At 70.1% G+C, this 14,515-nt stretch carries 13 protein-coding genes; 10 read left to right on the top strand and 3 right to left on the bottom strand.

Annotated elements, in window-relative coordinates:
* The coding region (locus AC3XYG_RS10460; RefSeq protein ID WP_489139767.1) for a hypothetical protein at nt 1–191 on the bottom strand (191 nt) is incomplete at its 3' end.
* A 3-nt stretch (nt 192–194) separates the two neighbouring features.
* On the opposite strand from AC3XYG_RS10460, the gene AC3XYG_RS10465 reads away from it, so the two are divergent.
* The 7 genes from AC3XYG_RS10465 to AC3XYG_RS10495 are packed head-to-tail and all read left to right on the top strand — an operon-like array spanning nt 195 to nt 8,836.
* Entirely contained in the window at nt 195–1,493 is a 1,299-nt protein-coding gene (locus AC3XYG_RS10465) for an LLM class flavin-dependent oxidoreductase (RefSeq protein ID WP_489139768.1), read from the top strand.
* Between the two features lie 26 nt (nt 1,494–1,519).
* On the top strand, nt 1,520–2,302 hold the full coding sequence (locus AC3XYG_RS10470; protein WP_489139769.1) for a DUF427 domain-containing protein: 783 nt from the start codon (nt 1,520–1,522) through the stop codon (nt 2,300–2,302).
* A 47-nt stretch (nt 2,303–2,349) separates the two neighbouring features.
* On the top strand, nt 2,350–4,008 hold the full coding sequence (locus AC3XYG_RS10475) for an ABC transporter substrate-binding protein (RefSeq protein WP_489139770.1): 1,659 nt from the start codon (nt 2,350–2,352) through the stop codon (nt 4,006–4,008).
* Between the two features lie 31 nt (nt 4,009–4,039).
* Complete coding sequence (locus AC3XYG_RS10480) at nt 4,040–4,996, top strand: ABC transporter permease (RefSeq protein WP_489139771.1); 957 nt, start codon at nt 4,040–4,042, stop codon at nt 4,994–4,996.
* A complete protein-coding gene (locus AC3XYG_RS10485; protein WP_489139772.1) occupies nt 4,993–5,862 on the top strand; it encodes an ABC transporter permease in 870 nt (289 codons plus the stop codon). Before AC3XYG_RS10480 ends, AC3XYG_RS10485 begins: the two co-directional genes overlap by 4 nt.
* Nucleotides 5,859–7,913 (top strand): ABC transporter ATP-binding protein, encoded by a 2,055-nt coding sequence (locus AC3XYG_RS10490; RefSeq protein ID WP_489139773.1) that lies wholly within the window; start codon nt 5,859–5,861, stop codon nt 7,911–7,913. The genes AC3XYG_RS10485 and AC3XYG_RS10490 overlap by 4 nt, the downstream gene beginning before the upstream one ends.
* 23 nt (nt 7,914–7,936) lie before the next feature.
* Nucleotides 7,937–8,836 (top strand): fatty acid desaturase, encoded by a 900-nt coding sequence (locus AC3XYG_RS10495; protein ID WP_489139774.1) that lies wholly within the window; start codon nt 7,937–7,939, stop codon nt 8,834–8,836.
* On the opposite strand, the gene AC3XYG_RS10500 is transcribed toward AC3XYG_RS10495, so the two are convergent.
* Nucleotides 8,833–9,888: an LLM class flavin-dependent oxidoreductase gene (locus AC3XYG_RS10500; protein ID WP_489139775.1), complete on the bottom strand. Its 1,056-nt coding sequence runs from the start codon at nt 9,886–9,888 to the stop codon at nt 8,833–8,835. The genes AC3XYG_RS10495 and AC3XYG_RS10500 overlap by 4 nt on opposite strands.
* 17 nt (nt 9,889–9,905) lie before the next feature.
* Nucleotides 9,906–10,835, bottom strand: coding sequence for an ABC transporter substrate-binding protein (locus AC3XYG_RS10505; RefSeq protein ID WP_489139776.1), 930 nt, complete (start codon nt 10,833–10,835; stop codon nt 9,906–9,908).
* 304 nt (nt 10,836–11,139) lie between these two features.
* Between AC3XYG_RS10505 and AC3XYG_RS10510 the strand changes: the two genes are divergently transcribed.
* The 3 genes from AC3XYG_RS10510 to AC3XYG_RS10520 all read left to right on the top strand — a co-directional run.
* Nucleotides 11,140–13,002 (top strand): amino acid ABC transporter permease/ATP-binding protein, encoded by a 1,863-nt coding sequence (locus AC3XYG_RS10510; protein WP_489139777.1) that lies wholly within the window; start codon nt 11,140–11,142, stop codon nt 13,000–13,002.
* Between the two features lie 80 nt (nt 13,003–13,082).
* A complete protein-coding gene (locus tag AC3XYG_RS10515; protein ID WP_489139778.1) occupies nt 13,083–14,015 on the top strand; it encodes an ABC transporter substrate-binding protein in 933 nt (310 codons plus the stop codon).
* Nucleotides 14,016–14,080: 65 nt separating this feature from the next.
* Nucleotides 14,081–14,515: GNAT family N-acetyltransferase (locus AC3XYG_RS10520; protein ID WP_489139779.1), on the top strand; the 435-nt coding region annotated here is incomplete at its 3' end.

Below are 14,515 nucleotides of genomic sequence, written 5' to 3' on the forward strand. Positions count from 1 at the left end.
AGTATATTGTAAATATTTTCCACTTGATTATCATACAAATTGGATAATCTACTGGCGCCAACAGGCCGCTCGAAGCGGGCCTCGTGGCTGCCGGTGGAACCATGCCGGCCATCCAGATCGTCGAGGAGTGCGCCATGCGCCGCAGGCATATGATTCTGAGCGCGTTTTTCTTCAATCCGCAGGGCGACCACCGGATGTCGTGGCGCCATCCGCGCGCGCCCGGCCGGGAGGTGTTCGGCCTGGACTATTATCGCGGGCTGGCCGAGGCGGCGGAGCGGGCGAAGCTGGACACCATCTTCATCGCCGACCATGTCGCGATCTGGGATTCGGTCGAGAGCGGCGTCGCCCACTACGCCAATGCCCGGCTGGAGCCGCTGACGCTGCTGTCGGCGCTGTCGGCCGTGACCCGGAACATCGGGTTGATCGCGACCGCGTCGTCCTCCTACAGCGAGCCCTACAACCTGGCCCGCACCTTTGCCTCGCTCGACCATCTCAGTGAAGGGCGCGCCGCCTGGAACGTCGTGACCTCGGCGATGGACGAGGAGGCGCTGAATTTCGGGCGGGACGGCAACATCGAGCACGCCCACCGCTACGACCGGGCGGCCGAATATCTCGATGCCGTCACCGCCCTGTGGGATTCCTGGGAAGACGAGGCGGTGCTGATCGACCGCGAGTCCGGCTATTTCGCCGACCCGCAGAAGGTGCATCGCATCGATCATGCCGGGCCGCACTTCAAGGTGCGCGGGCCCCTGAACGTGCCGCGGCCGCCGCAGGGCCACCCGCTGATCGTCCAGGCCGGGTCATCCGAGGCGGGCAAGGACCTGGCCGCCGCCTATGCCGACGTCCACTTCGCCATCATCCGCAGCATCGACGAGGGCCTGCGCTACCGCGCCGACATCAACGCCCGGCTGGCGAAGCACGGCCGCGCGCCCGAGAGCTTCAAGATCCTGCCCGGCATCCTGCCCATCGTCGCCGGTTCCGCCGATGAGGCGAAGGAGCGGCAGGCGTTCCTGGAGACGCTGCTGCCGGAGCGGGTCGGCATCGACCTGCTGTCGAGCTGGGCCGGCATCGACCTGTCGGCCTATCCGCCGGACGGGCCGCTGCCGGACTTGCCGGAGGAGGGCACCTTCAATGGCGGGCGCACCTCGCTGAACCGGGTGCGCGGCCTTGCCAACCAGAACCTGTCGATCCGTCAGATCGCCCGCAAGCTGGCCAACAGCGGTTCGATGCCGACCGTGGCCGGCACCGCAACGGAGGTCGCCGACCAGCTGGAGGAATGGTTCGTGGCCGGCGCGGTCGACGGCTACAACCTGATGTTCCCGCTGCTGCCCGAGGACTGGGTCAATTTCACCGAGACCGTGGTGCCGGAGCTGCAACGGCGCGGCCTGTTCCGCACAGAATACGAACCCGGCACGCTGCGCGACCGGCTGGGCCTGCAGCGCCCGGCCAACCGGTTCGCCGCCGCCCGCGACGCCCATCGCGCCGCGTCCTGATCCGGCCCGCCGAGGAACCACACGCCATGAATGTCGTCCCGCTGCCACGGCCCCGCCTGGTGCCGCGCGAGGCATCGGCCCCGCCCCTGGTCAATCTGCTGGCCAGCCCGAAGCGGATCCGCGTCGTGTTCAACGGCGTGCCCATCGCCGACAGCCGCCACGTCCTGGTGCTGCGCGGCAACCACTTCCTGCCGGTGTATTACTTCCCGGCAGGCGATGTGCTGGCCGGGGCGCTGCGCCCGTCGGAGCACCGCGAGGACCATGAGCGCGGCGGCACCGCCATCCATTGGACCATCGCCGTCGGCGACCGCACCGCACCAGACGCGGCCTGGGGCTATGAGGCGCCGGAGCCCACCCTCGACGCGCTGCGCGGCCATGTCGCCTTCAAGTGGAACGCGGTCGATGCCTGGTTCGAGGAGGATGAGGAGGTCTTCGTCCATGCCCGGGACCCCTATGCCCGGATCGACATCCTGCAGGGATCGAGCCTGGTCGAGGTCCGGCTGGGCGGCGAGCTGATCGCCCGCAGCAGCCGGCCCGTGCTGCTGTTCGAGACGCATCTGCCGACGCGGTACTACCTGCCGCCGGAGGATGTGCGGCTGGACCTGCTGCGGCGGTCCGACAAGACCAGCCGCTGCCCGTACAAGGGCACCGCCAGCTACTGGTCGGCCGAGATCGGCGGCCGGCGGCACGACGACATCGCCTGGGACTACCTGACGCCGATCCCGGAGGCGGTGCGGATCGCCGGGCTGATCTCCTTCTATGGCGACGCCGTCGACAGCATCACCCGCGACGGCGAACCAATTTCCTGACTCCGGCGTTCCTGCCCTGCCACTTTCTTTCGAGACGAGACCACCCCATGACCACGCGCCGCCTGAATCTCGATGCCCTGCGCCACCTGACCGGCGCCTCCCCGTCCGGCGCCCTGTGGAACGCCGCCGTGGACGAATTCGCAGGTGGCGCGATCCGCCGCCGCGACCTGATGCGCTATGCCGCCCTGCTGGGCCTGGCGGGCGCCGGCACCGGGCTGCTGGTGCCGCGGGCCTATGCGCAGGAGCAGGCGGGCAAGCCCGGCGGCACCGTCCGGGTCGGCCTGCTGGCGCCGACCGGGGCGATCGACCCGGTGACGGTCGCCGACCCGCCGAGCATCGGCCTGCTGACCCAGGTCGGCGAGTACCTGATCGTCGACGACCCCGACCTGACCCTGCGCCCTGGCCTGGCCGAGAGCTGGAAGGGCGACGCCGCCGCCAAGGTCTGGACCGTCACCATCCGCCAGGGCGTCAAGTTCCATGACGGGCGCACCCTGAGCGCCCGCGACGTGGTCGCCACCTTCCAGCGGCTGACCGACCCCGCCAACGGGTCGGCGGCGCTGTCGATCTTCTCCGGCATCCTGTCCAAGGCCGGTGTCCGCCAGGTCGACGACAACACGGTCGAATTCCACCTCGACGCGCCGAACGGCAACTTCCCCTACCTGATCTCGTCCGACACCTACAACGCGATCATCGTGCCGGCCGACTATGCCGGCGATTTCGAGGCCAACTTCAACGGCACCGGCCCGTTCAAGCTGGAACAGTACACGCCCAAGGTCGGCGCCAGCTTCGTCCGCAATCCCGATTACTGGGGCGCGAAGGCCCTGCCGGACCGGGTCGAGTTCACCTTCTTCGCCGACGAGCCGTCGCAGGTGCTGGCGATCCAGGCCGGCCAGGTCGACTTCATCACCTATTCGCCACAGGCCGCGCTGTCGGTACAGAACGACCCGTCCTACCGGCTGCTGTCGATCGGATCGAGCGCTCACACCCAGGTGCATCTGCGCACCGACCAGGGGCCGTTCCAGGACAAGCGCATCCGCCAGGCGCTGGCGCTGAGCCTGAACCGCGACGGGCTGGTGAAGGGCCTGCTGCAAGGCCACGGCGTGCCCGGCAATGACAGCCCGTTCTCGCCGCTGTTCCCGTCGACCGATCCGGCCGTGCCGCAGCGCAAGCAGGACATCGCCAAGGCCAAGGAGCTGCTGGCCGCGGCCGGCGTGCCGAACGGCTTCCCGGTGACGCTGACGACCGAGAAGTATCAGGAGATCCCGGATTACGCGGTGCTGATCCAGAACGCGGCGCGCCAGATCGGCATCGCCATCGACCTGAAGATCGAGGACCAGGGCGCCTATTACGGCAAGGCCACCTTCGGCCAGTCCGACTGGCTCGATTCCGTGCTCGGCATCACCGATTATGGCCATCGCGGCACGCCGAACGCCGTGCTGAACGCGTCGTACCGCAGCACCGGCGCCTGGAATTCGGCGCATTTCAAGAACCCGGACTACGACAAGCTGCTCGCCGACTACAGCTCGGCGATCGACCTGCCGGCGCAGCGGGTCGCGGCCGGCAAGCTGCAGACGTTCCTGCTGGAGGAGACGCCGATCATCATCTCCTACTTCTCGGACTCGCAGAAGATCACCAGCGCGACATTGAGCGGTGCGCGCTACACTGCGATCTCGCAGCTCTATTTCGACCAGGCGTCCTTCACGTGACAGGGAGCCGCCCGACGATGTGGAAACCGGCATGAGGGTTGCCCGGTTCGTGCTGGTCCGGCTGCTCCTGCTGCTGGTCACGCTCTGGATCGTCAGCGTGCTGGTGTTCGCGGGCGGCCAGCTGCTGCCCGGCGATGTCGGGCGGACGATCCTGGGGCCCTTCGCCGATGCCCGCGCGGTCGACGCGCTGAACCACCAGCTCGGCGCCGACCGGCCCGCGCTGGTGCAGTACTGGGACTGGATCAGCCATGCGGTGCGGGGCGATTTCGGCACCTCGCTGACCTTCCGCCGGCCGGTCGCGCCCTTCGTCGCGACCGCGCTGGGCAATTCGCTGAAGCTGGCCGCGGTGGTGATCGCCGTGGTGGTGCCGTTGAGCATCGCCGGCGGCGTCGTGGCGGCGCTGCAGGCCGGCCGCCTGCTCGACCGCCTGATCACCCTGGGCGGCATGTCGGCCTCGGTCGTCCCGGAATTCGTGTCGTCTCTGCTGCTGCTCCTGGTCTTCGGCATTTGGCTGCGCTGGCTGCCGATCAGCGCCACAGCACCACCCGGGTCCGGCATCGGCACCCAGGTGACGCATCTGATCCTGCCGGCGCTGCCGCTGGTGCTGGTGCTGTTCGGCTATATCGCCCGGATGGCGCGGGCCGGGACGGTGGAAGCGCTGGCCGCCGACTACACCCGCACGGCCGTGCTGAAGGGGCTGCCACGCCACACCGTGGTCTGGCGTCATGTGCTGCGCAACGCCCTGACCCCGACCATCGCGGTGGTCTTCACCCAGGCCGGCAACCTGATCGGCGGCCTGGTCGTGGTCGAGGCGCTGTTCCGCTACCAGGGCATCGGCGGCCTGATCTACGGCGCGGCCAAGGCCAAGGATTTCCCGATGCTGGAGGCCGGCATCTTGGTCGCCGGCGCGTCCTATGCCGTGGCCGGGCTGGTCGGCGACATCGTCGCCACCGCCCTGGATCCCCGGCTGCGGCGGGCGGCGGCATGAGCGCCCGGGCCGAACCGCAGGCGCGGCCGCTGTTTGCTGGCCGTCTTGGGGGCCGCATCGGGTCGCTGGCCCGGTCCGGCACCTTCGTGGCCGGCGCGCTGATCATCGGCTTCTGGGTCGCCTGCGCCCTGTTCGGTGCCCATGTCGTGCCCTACGACCCCTATGCCGACGATGTCATGAACACGCTGGGCGCCCCATCCGCCGACCATTGGTTCGGCACCGACCGGCTGGGCCGGGACGTCTTCTCCCGCGTCATCGTCGGCGCCCGGGATATCCTGGCGGTGGCGCCGCTGGCGACGCTGCTGGGCACGGCGGCCGGCACCCTGCTGGGCCTGGTCACCGGCTATTTCCAGGGGCTGTTCGACGGCGTGGCCAGCCGGGTGCTCGACGCGCTGCTGGCCCTGCCGACGGTGATCGTGGCGCTGATGGCCCTGACGGCGCTGGGACCGTCCAATGCCACCGTCGTGGTGGAGATCGGCCTGCTCTACGCCCCGCTGATCGCCCGCACCGTCCGCGCCGCGGTCCGGGCGGAACGGTCGAAGGAGTATGTCGCCGCGGCCCAGCTGGGCGGCGAAGGCGCGCTGCGCATCATGCTGGCCGAGATCCTGCCCAACATCCTGCCGCCGATCGCGGTCGAGGCGACGATACGGCTGGGCTACGCCATCTTCAGCGTGGCGACGCTGAGCTTCCTGGGCTTCGGCATCCAGCCGCCTTCGGCCGATTGGGGCCTGTCGATCGCCGACAACTACGCCCTGATGGGCGGCGGCTACTGGTGGGTCGTGCTGTTCGACGCGCTGGCCACGATCTCGCTGGTGGTCGGCGTCAATTTGATCGCCGACGGCGTCGAACGGAGCCTTGCCGAATGAGCCGTCCCGATGCATCGCCAGCCCTCGCCGTCGAAAATCTCGACGTGGCCTACCGCGTCGGCGGCCGCGACCGGGCCGTGCTGCGCGACGTCAGCTTCACCATCGCCCCGGGCGAGGCCTATGGGCTGGTCGGGGAATCCGGCTGCGGCAAGACCACGGTCGCCCTGGCGGCGATGCGCTACCTGCCGTCGAACGGCCGGGTCCGCGGCGGCCGGCTGCTGGTCGACGGCCGCGACATCGCCGGGCTGGACCGCCGGGCGCTGCGCCGGCTGCGGGCCGGCCCGGTCTCGATGGTCTACCAGGATCCCGGCCAGGCCCTGAACCCGTCGCTGCGCATCGGCCGCCAGTTGGCCGAGGCCTTCACCGTCGCCGGCACGCCGCGCGCCGAGGCGCCGGGCCGGGCACGGGCAATGCTGGAGCGGGTGCGGATGCCCGACCCGGACCGGGTGATGGAGCAGTACCCGCATGAGCTGTCGGGCGGCATGCTGCAGCGGGTGGTGATCGGCATGGCGCTGGCCGGCGACCCGTCGCTGCTGGTGCTGGACGAGCCGACGACCGGCCTGGACGCCACTGTTGAGGCCGAGGTGCTGGAGCTGATCGACCATCTGCGGCGCGAGCACGGCACGGCGCTGCTGCTGATCAGCCACAACCTGCCGCTGGTCGGCCGGATCTGCGACCGCATCGGCGTGCTGTATGCCGGCACGCTGGTCGAGGAAGGGCCAGTCGACGCCATCTTCGCCCGGCCGCGCCACCCCTACACCGCCAGCCTGCTGCACTGTCTGCCGCGGCCCGGCCGCCACAAGGCCCGCCACCGCCTGCAGGTCATCCCGGGCGCCCCGCCGGCGCTGGGCGCCGAGCATGCCGGCTGCGTCTTCGCCGATCGCTGCCCGCTGGCGGAGGCGCGTTGCCGCGAGGTGGCGCCGCCGCTGCATGGGCTGGAAGGCGGGCGCAGCAGCCGCTGCCACCTGCACGACCGGGCGACCGACCTGCCGCCGCCTGCCGCCCTGCCGCCGGCGCGCATCGATGCCGCCACGGCCGCGCCGGTGCTGCAGGTCCGCAACCTGTCGAAGACCTATGCCTCCAGCGGGCGCACGGCGCCGGCGGTGAACGATGTGTCGTTCGACCTGCGGCCGGGCGAGACGCTGGGCCTGGTCGGCGAATCCGGCAGCGGCAAGTCGACGCTCGCCAAGCTGCTGGTCGGTCTGGCGGCGCCGGATCCCGGCGGAAGTATCGACCTCGACGGCGAAGCGCTGCCCGGCAGCGCCGCCCGGCGCAGCCGGAGCCAGGTCCGGGCGCTGCAGATGGTGTTCCAGAATCCGGGCGCGGCGCTGAATCCGTCGCGCAGCGTCGGCCATGTGCTCGGCCGCACGCTGCGCCACCTGGCCGGACTGCGCAGCGCAGCCGCCCGCCGCGACCGGCTGCGCGAGCTGGCCGAGGCGGTGCGCCTTGGCCAGGATCATCTCGCCGCACGGCCGCGCCGGCTGTCGGGCGGGCTGAAGCAGCGGGCCGCCATCGCCCGGGCCTTTGCCGGCGACCCGCGCATCGTGGTCTGCGACGAGCCGACATCGGCGCTGGATGTCTCGGTCCAGGCCGCGATCCTCAACCTGCTGGCGGATCTGCAGGCCGGACGCGGCGTCAGCTACGTCTTCATCTCGCACGACCTCGCCGTCATCCGCTTCATCGCCGACCGGATCGGCGTGCTGTACCAGGGCAAGCTGGTGGAGATCGGGCCGGCCGACCGGGTGTGGTCCGGGCCGCACCATCCCTACACCGAAGCGCTGCTGTCTGCCCTTCCGGGCGTCGATGGCGCGGCCGCCCCGATCGCGGCCACGGAGGGTGCCCCGGACCCGGCGGCGGGATGCGCCTTCCACACCCGCTGCCCGCGCAAGCTGGGGCCGATCTGCGAACAAATCGCCCCGCCGCTGCAGCAGGACGGGCCGGACCATGGCATCCGCTGCCACATCGCGGTCGAGCAGCTGGAACGGATCGCGCGCGGCGAGGCGCCGCTGGCCGTGACGGAGGCTCGCGCGGTCCGGCGAATGGCGTCATGATGGCGGCCTGAGGGAAAGCCGTGATGCGCGAAGCCTGGACGTCGACCCTGCCGCCCGGCGCCCTGAAGGCGCTGTCCGCCCGTTCGGATGCGAAGGGGCTCTGGCAACTTGCCGGCCATGCCGGGCTGATCGCCCTGGCCGCCGCCCTGGTCCTGGCCGCCCGCGGCACCCTGTGGGTCTGGCCGGCGATGGCGTTGCTGGGCCTGTTCGAGGTGGCGCTGTTCACGCCGCTGCACGAGACCACGCACCGGACGCCGTTCCTGTCGCTCCGGCTCAACCGCGTGGTCGGCTGGATCGCCGGCTTCGTGCTGATGCTGCCGCCGCACGGCTTCCGCCTGTTCCACATGGCGCATCACCGCCACACCCAGGACCCGGCGAACGACCCCGAGCTGATCGGCGCCAGGCCGCTGACCCGGGCCCGCTACCTCTGGACCCTGACCGGCCTGCCCTATTGGCGGTCGCAGATCGCCGGCCTGGTCCGCACCGCCTGGGGCGATGCCGCCCAGCCCTGGATCCCGCCGCATGAGAGCCGAGCCGTGGTCCGCGAGGCGCGCCTGTATCTGCTGGCCTATGCCGTGCTGATCGGCGCGGGCGTCGCCTTCGGCAGCGCCCTGCCGCTGCTGCTGTGGGCCGGGCCGGTGCTGCTGGGCCAGCCGGCGCTGCGCTGGATCCTGCTGGCGGAGCATTCCGGCTGCCCGACGACGCCGGACCGCTTCGCCAACACCCGGACCACCCTGGCCGGCCGCGCCCTGCGCCGCCTGTTCTGGAACGCCAACTACCACGCCGAGCACCATCTGGCGCCCGGCGTGCCGTTCCACGCCCTGCCCGGCCTGCACGCGCTGATCGCCGGCGACCTTGCCGTGCTGGATCCCAGCTACCCCGCCGCCCATGCCGGCATCCGCCGTGGGCTGACCGCAGCCTAGGCCGCGGTCGCCGGATCGGCCTGCGCCGCCTGCCGGCTCCAGCCGAGCGCCGGCAGGATGCGGGTCACGGCATCGTCCAGGATCTGCTCGTATTCGTGCTCCTGGAACTCGTAGGGCAGCTCCAGCCGCAGCTCCCGCACCTCGGGCAGGACGGGGTCCCGCGCCAGGGCCTCGAGGATCTGCTCCGACGTCCCCACCAGGTCCGGCGCGAACAGCGTCCGCCGTTCGCCCTGCGGCGCCAGGGTACGCTCACGGCGGCTGGCGGCGAACTCCAGATATCGCGCCCGGGTGCGCGCATCGGCACTGTCGGTCGGGACGATCACCCGGCCGAGGGCGACGCGCGCCGGGCGTCCGCCGCGATACGCCGCGCGATAGGCGTCGAGCTGCCGCCGTTGGGCGGTGAAGAAATCGTCGGTGTCCTCACCCGAGGTGACGTTGCAGATCAGCAGGTTCAGGCCGCTGCGGCCGGCCCAGTTGGCCGAGCGCAGCGAACCCCCGCCATACCAGAGCCGGTCGACCAGGCCGGCCGCATGCGGCTGCAGCCGGGGCCGGTGGCGGCCGGCGGCGTTGACCACGACCCGGTCGGGGTCGCCGAGATAGGGGCCGCGCAGATTTTCCGCCAGGCGTTCCACCCGGCCATAGGACAGGTCATAGCCGGTCCAGTCGCCGTCGAAGACGCGCGGGCCCAGCAGATCGGCATGCGGCGGCACACCGGCGCTGATCCCGACGTTCAGCCGGCCGCGCGACAGCACGTCGGCGGTGGAAAGATCCTCGGCCAGGCGGTACGGGCTTTCATAGCCGATCTGGATCACCGCGGAGCCGAGCTGGATGCGGCGGGTGCGCTGGCTGGCGGCGGCAAGGAACACCGCCGCGGACGACACGCCGGGTTCGAGATGCCGCTGCCGGACCCAGGCGCTGTCGAAGCCGAGCTTTTCGCCGAATTCGAACAGCCGCAGCGTCGTCTCCAGCCCCTCATGCGGGTCGTCGCCGCGGTAGCTGCCGGGGGTCAGGAACCCTGCATGGTCGAGGGCGATCGAGGCCGATCCCATCATCCGATCCTTGTCTTTGGCTAGAATTTCGGCAGGCCGGGCGGGTTGGTCTGCGCGGTGTCGACCGCCTCTTCGGCCAGGTTCCATCGGGCGAGCGCCCCGGCGTATTGGCCGTTCGCGATCAGCGCGTTGATCGCCGCGGTGAAGGGCGCCGCCAGGCCGCTGTTGCGGCGCGTGGTGATGCCGACCTCCGCCGCCAGCGGCCAGCCGGAGCTGACCGTGCCCACCGGCTTGATATGGCCGTTCCGGGCCGCCTGGTAGGCCAGGGCGGAATTGACGCTGAACTCGGCATCGGCCCGGCCCGATACGATCATCAGTGCCCAGGCGGCGGGATCGTCGTAATATTGCAGATCGGCCGACGCCAGGCCGGCCGCCAGGTTCTGCCGGTTCCATTCCAGCAGGATCCGCTCCTGGTTGGTGCCGGGGGCGGTGATGATCGTGAGGCCGGCGATGTCCTTCGGCTCGCGGATCGCCTGGATCGGACTGTCCGACCGAACATAGAAGCCGTGCAGGCCCTTGCGGTAGGTCGAGAAGTCGAAGCGCAGCTTGCGCTCCTCCGTCACCCCGACATTGGACACGACGGCGTCGAACTTGCCGGAGACCAGGCCCAGCGGCCAATCCTCCCCGGCGACCGGCACCAGTACCAAGCGCTTGCCCAGGATGTCGGCGACCAGTTGGATCAGGTCCGGGTCGGCGCCGACCACGGTCCGCGCATCGGTGGCATAGGTGGCGATCGGCGGCGTGCTCGGCGCGACCGCGATGGTCAGGGCGCCGTCCTCGACGAATTTGAATTCCTTCGGGATGGATTCGGCGATCGCGTCGTTCTTCTCCGCCCGGAGGCGGCCGGCCTGCTCCGGGCTGAGGTCGAAGGTCTGGGCCGCCGCCCCGGCGCTGGCGAGGAGGCCGACGATCATGGCGACGGCCGCCGTCCTGAGAACCGAGTTGAACATTCTTCCCCCGCAGAAACAGCGATCTCTTAGCGTTGATCGCTCCACTTTATACAATCCCAATTGACATACTAAAACAACATATGCGCACTATAAATGTGAAATATCGATATTATGCGGTAAAAATATGTTCTATTTACCCCCTCGACCGGACATCGATGCGCAGGCCCATGGCGTGGCGCCGGCCTGCCCCTGGGTCGGCCCGCGCGGCGCGCCCCGGATCTGCACCCGGCGGCCCGCGCCGGCCCGGGGCCGCTAAGCGACCGCCTCTCCCAATCCCGTCTCCCTTGAGCCCGCGCGAGGCCCCATGACCAGCCACGACGCCAATATCGAAACCCGGATCCGCCCCACCCCGCATGCGCCGGCCGCCGAGCCGCGCGTGCAATGGCCGGTCCCGGCGCAACCGCGCGACTATTCCAGCCACCGGGTGGTGGGGGCCCGCCATCCCTGGCGCCTCGCCGGCACCGTGTTCGCCATCGCCGTCATCGGCATCGTGCTGCAATCGATCCTGACCAACCCGCGCTGGGAGTGGGACGTCTTCGCCGAATGGTTCTTCGCCGAACCCGTCATCGACGGCCTCGGCCGCACCCTGCTGCTGACGGTGATCGGATCGGCCCTGGGCTTTCTACTGGGCACCGGGCTGGCCCTGGCGCGGATCTCGAAATCGCCGCTGCTGTCAGGCCTGGCCTGGGGCTACATCTGGCTGCTGCGGTCGATCCCGCTGATCGTGCTGCTGCTGATCCTGTTCAACCTCGGCTATCTCTACGAGAGCGTCCGGCTCGGCATCCCCTTCACCGACATCGTGTTCGCGGAGTATCCGACGGTCACGCTGATCGGGCCCTTCGCCGCCGCGATCCTGGGGCTGAGCCTGAACCAGGCCGCCTTTTCCGCCGAGATCATCCGCGGCGGCATCCTGTCGGTCGACCAGGGGCAGTTGGAGGCCGCGGCCGCGCTGGGGCTGCCGCGGTTGCGCCAGGCCCTGCGCATCGTGCTGCCGCAGGCGATGCGGGCGATCGTGCCGACCGCCTTCAACGAGATCATCGGCCTGGCCAAGGGCACGTCGATCATCTACGTGCTGGCGCTGCCGGAGCTGTTCTACACGGTGCAGGTGATCTACCGGCGCAACCTCGCCGTCATCCCGCTGCTGATGGTCGCGACGGTCTGGTACCTGATCATCATGACCGGCCTGTCGGTCCTGCAATTCTATGTCGAGCGCCACTTCGCCCGCGGCGCGCTGCGCACCCTGCCGCCGACGCCGATCCAGCGGCTGAGGGCCTGGCGGGCCGGCCGCGTGGCCGCGCCGGTCCCGGCGGAGCTTGAGAACCACAGCCCCTTCCCCGTGCCCGCCCTGGCGCCGAGACCGGCGGTCCCGGCAGCGATCCCGGCCGCCTGGCAGCAGGCAACCGGCGCCACCGGCGAGGTGCAGATCCATCGCGTGTCCAAGAGCTTCGGCGCGCTCAAGGTGCTGGACGACATCAGCCTGACCGTCCCGTCCGGCGACGTCACCGTCATCCTCGGCCCCTCCGGCTCCGGCAAGTCGACGCTGCTGCGCAGCATCAACCACCTCGAGAAGGTCGATGGCGGCTTCGTCACCATCGACGGCGCGCTGCTCGGCTACCGCGAGAAGGGCAACACGCTGTACGAGCTGAAGGAGGCCGAGATCCTGAAGCGCCGGGTCGATGTCGGCATGGTGTTCCAGACCTTCAACCTGTTCCCGCATCTGACCGTGCTGGAGAATGTGATCGAGGCCCCGGTCGCGGTCCGCCGGCAGCCGAAGGCCGAGGCGACGAGGGACGCCCTGGCCCTGCTGGCCCGGGTGGGGCTGAGCGACAAGGCCCATGCCTATCCCCGCCGCCTCTCGGGCGGGCAGCAGCAGCGCGTCGCCATCGCCCGTGCCCTCGCGCTCAAGCCCAAGGTGCTGCTGTTCGACGAGCCGACCTCGGCCCTCGACCCGGAGCTGGTCGGCGAGGTGCTGGACGTCATCCGCGACCTCGCCAAGTCGGGCACGACCATGGTCATCGTCACCCATGAGATCGGCTTCGCCCGCGAGGTCGCCGACACCGTGGTGTTCATGGATGCCGGCCGGATCCTGGAGCAGGGCCCGCCGTCGCAGGTGTTCACCGCGCCGAAACACGCCCGGACCGCCGAGTTCCTGGCCAAGGTTCTCTAGCTCTTCCCCACACGCCGCCGCTGCCTGCCGTCCGCGCCATCGCGGCCGGTTCCAACCGTCCCAAGACCAGGAGTTCCACCATGTCCATCCGCCGGAATGCGGCAGCCGCGGCCATCGGCATCGCCGCCATCCTCACGGCCTTCGGCGCCGCCGCGCAGACCGCTTTCGACCTCAGCCCCGAACAGGCCAGCCGCGTCCACACCACCAAGATCGATGCTGCTGCGGCCGCCATCCCTGCCGGCTTCAAATTCGTCAAGCCCGGGGTCTTCACCGTGGGCGTCAGCGTCGGCGACCCGCCGCTGAACACCTATGCCACCGACTCCAAGACCGTGGTCGGCACCGACGCCGACCTCGCCTCGCTGGTGGCGGAAGCCCTGGGGCTGAAGGTGGAGTTCGTGCCGGTGGCCTGGGACGACTGGCCGCTGGGCCTGACCTCCGGCAAGTTCGACGCCGTCATCAGCAACGTCACAGTGACCGAAGAGCGCAAGCAGCGCTTCGACTTCTCCTCCTACCGCCAGGACGTGCTCGGCGCCTATGTGCCCCTGAAGAGCCCGATCCAGTTGATCAAGGAGCCCAAGGACATCGCCGGGCTCAAGGTCATCGTCGGTGCCGGCACCAACCAGGAAAAGATCGTGCTGGAATGGAACCGCCAGAACGTCGCGGCCGGGCTGAAGGCGGCTGAATTCCTGTATTTCGACGACAACGGGGCCTCCCAGCTCGCCCTCCTGTCCGGCCGTGCCGATGTCGAGATCAACCCGAATTCCCGCCTGGCCTATTCTGCCGCCGTCAGCGGCAAGACCCGCCAGGTCGGCGTCATCAACGGCGGCTGGCCGCTGACGGCGGAGATCGCGATCACCACCCGCAAGGGCAGCGGCTTGGCCGATTCCCTGACGGCGGCGATCAACGGCGTGATCGCGAACGGCGCCTACGGCAAGGCACTGGCCCGCTGGAACCTGACCGCCGAGGCGGTCGCCCAGTCCCGGACGAACCCGCCCGGCCTGCCGAAAGTTTAAGGGCCCAGCCAGCGGCCGCGGCCCATTGAGGGTGCCGCGGCCGCCTTTACCCGTCCTGCACAGGCATGACCGAGATGACCGACAGCTTCCTCTACACCACGCCCCTGGATCCTCAGGCGCAGCCGCTGGTCCAGGCCCTGACCCATGAATACGAGACGCGCTACGGCGACTATTGGGGCGCGGGGGACGGGGTCAGGGAGATGAACCGCTATCCGGCCGAGCTGTTCGCCCCGCCCGACGGCAATTTCCTGCTGCTGCTGCGCGACGGCGTCGCCATCGCCGGCGGCGCCTTCAAGCGCTATGACGACCACACGGCGGAGATGAAGCGGGTCTGGACCCATGTCGACCTCCGCCGCCAGGGCCTGGCGCGCCGGGTGTTGCAGGAGCTGGAGGCCCAGGCGGCGCGGCAGGGCTACACCCAGCTGTATCTCACCACCGGCTTCCGCCAGCCGGAGGCCGCCGGCCTCTATCTCCGCTCCGGATACAACGCGCTGTTCGAC

This window comes from Inquilinus sp. (assembly GCF_057815775.1).

Coding starts and splice junctions, on each gene's coding strand:
- AC3XYG_RS10480 (WP_489139771.1), top strand. CDS start 4,040: ATGAGGGTTGCCCGGTTCGTGCTGGTCCGGCTGCTCCTGCTGCTGGTC.
- AC3XYG_RS10500 (WP_489139775.1), bottom strand. CDS start 9,888: ATGATGGGATCGGCCTCGATCGCCCTCGACCATGCAGGGTTCCTGACC.
- AC3XYG_RS10470 (WP_489139769.1), top strand. CDS start 1,520: ATGAATGTCGTCCCGCTGCCACGGCCCCGCCTGGTGCCGCGCGAGGCA.
- AC3XYG_RS10475 (WP_489139770.1), top strand. CDS start 2,350: ATGACCACGCGCCGCCTGAATCTCGATGCCCTGCGCCACCTGACCGGC.
- AC3XYG_RS10465 (WP_489139768.1), top strand. CDS start 195: ATGTCGTGGCGCCATCCGCGCGCGCCCGGCCGGGAGGTGTTCGGCCTG.
- AC3XYG_RS10490 (WP_489139773.1), top strand. CDS start 5,859: ATGAGCCGTCCCGATGCATCGCCAGCCCTCGCCGTCGAAAATCTCGAC.
- AC3XYG_RS10485 (WP_489139772.1), top strand. CDS start 4,993: ATGAGCGCCCGGGCCGAACCGCAGGCGCGGCCGCTGTTTGCTGGCCGT.
- AC3XYG_RS10505 (WP_489139776.1), bottom strand. CDS start 10,835: ATGTTCAACTCGGTTCTCAGGACGGCGGCCGTCGCCATGATCGTCGGC.
- AC3XYG_RS10510 (WP_489139777.1), top strand. CDS start 11,140: ATGACCAGCCACGACGCCAATATCGAAACCCGGATCCGCCCCACCCCG.
- AC3XYG_RS10495 (WP_489139774.1), top strand. CDS start 7,937: ATGCGCGAAGCCTGGACGTCGACCCTGCCGCCCGGCGCCCTGAAGGCG.
- AC3XYG_RS10515 (WP_489139778.1), top strand. CDS start 13,083: ATGTCCATCCGCCGGAATGCGGCAGCCGCGGCCATCGGCATCGCCGCC.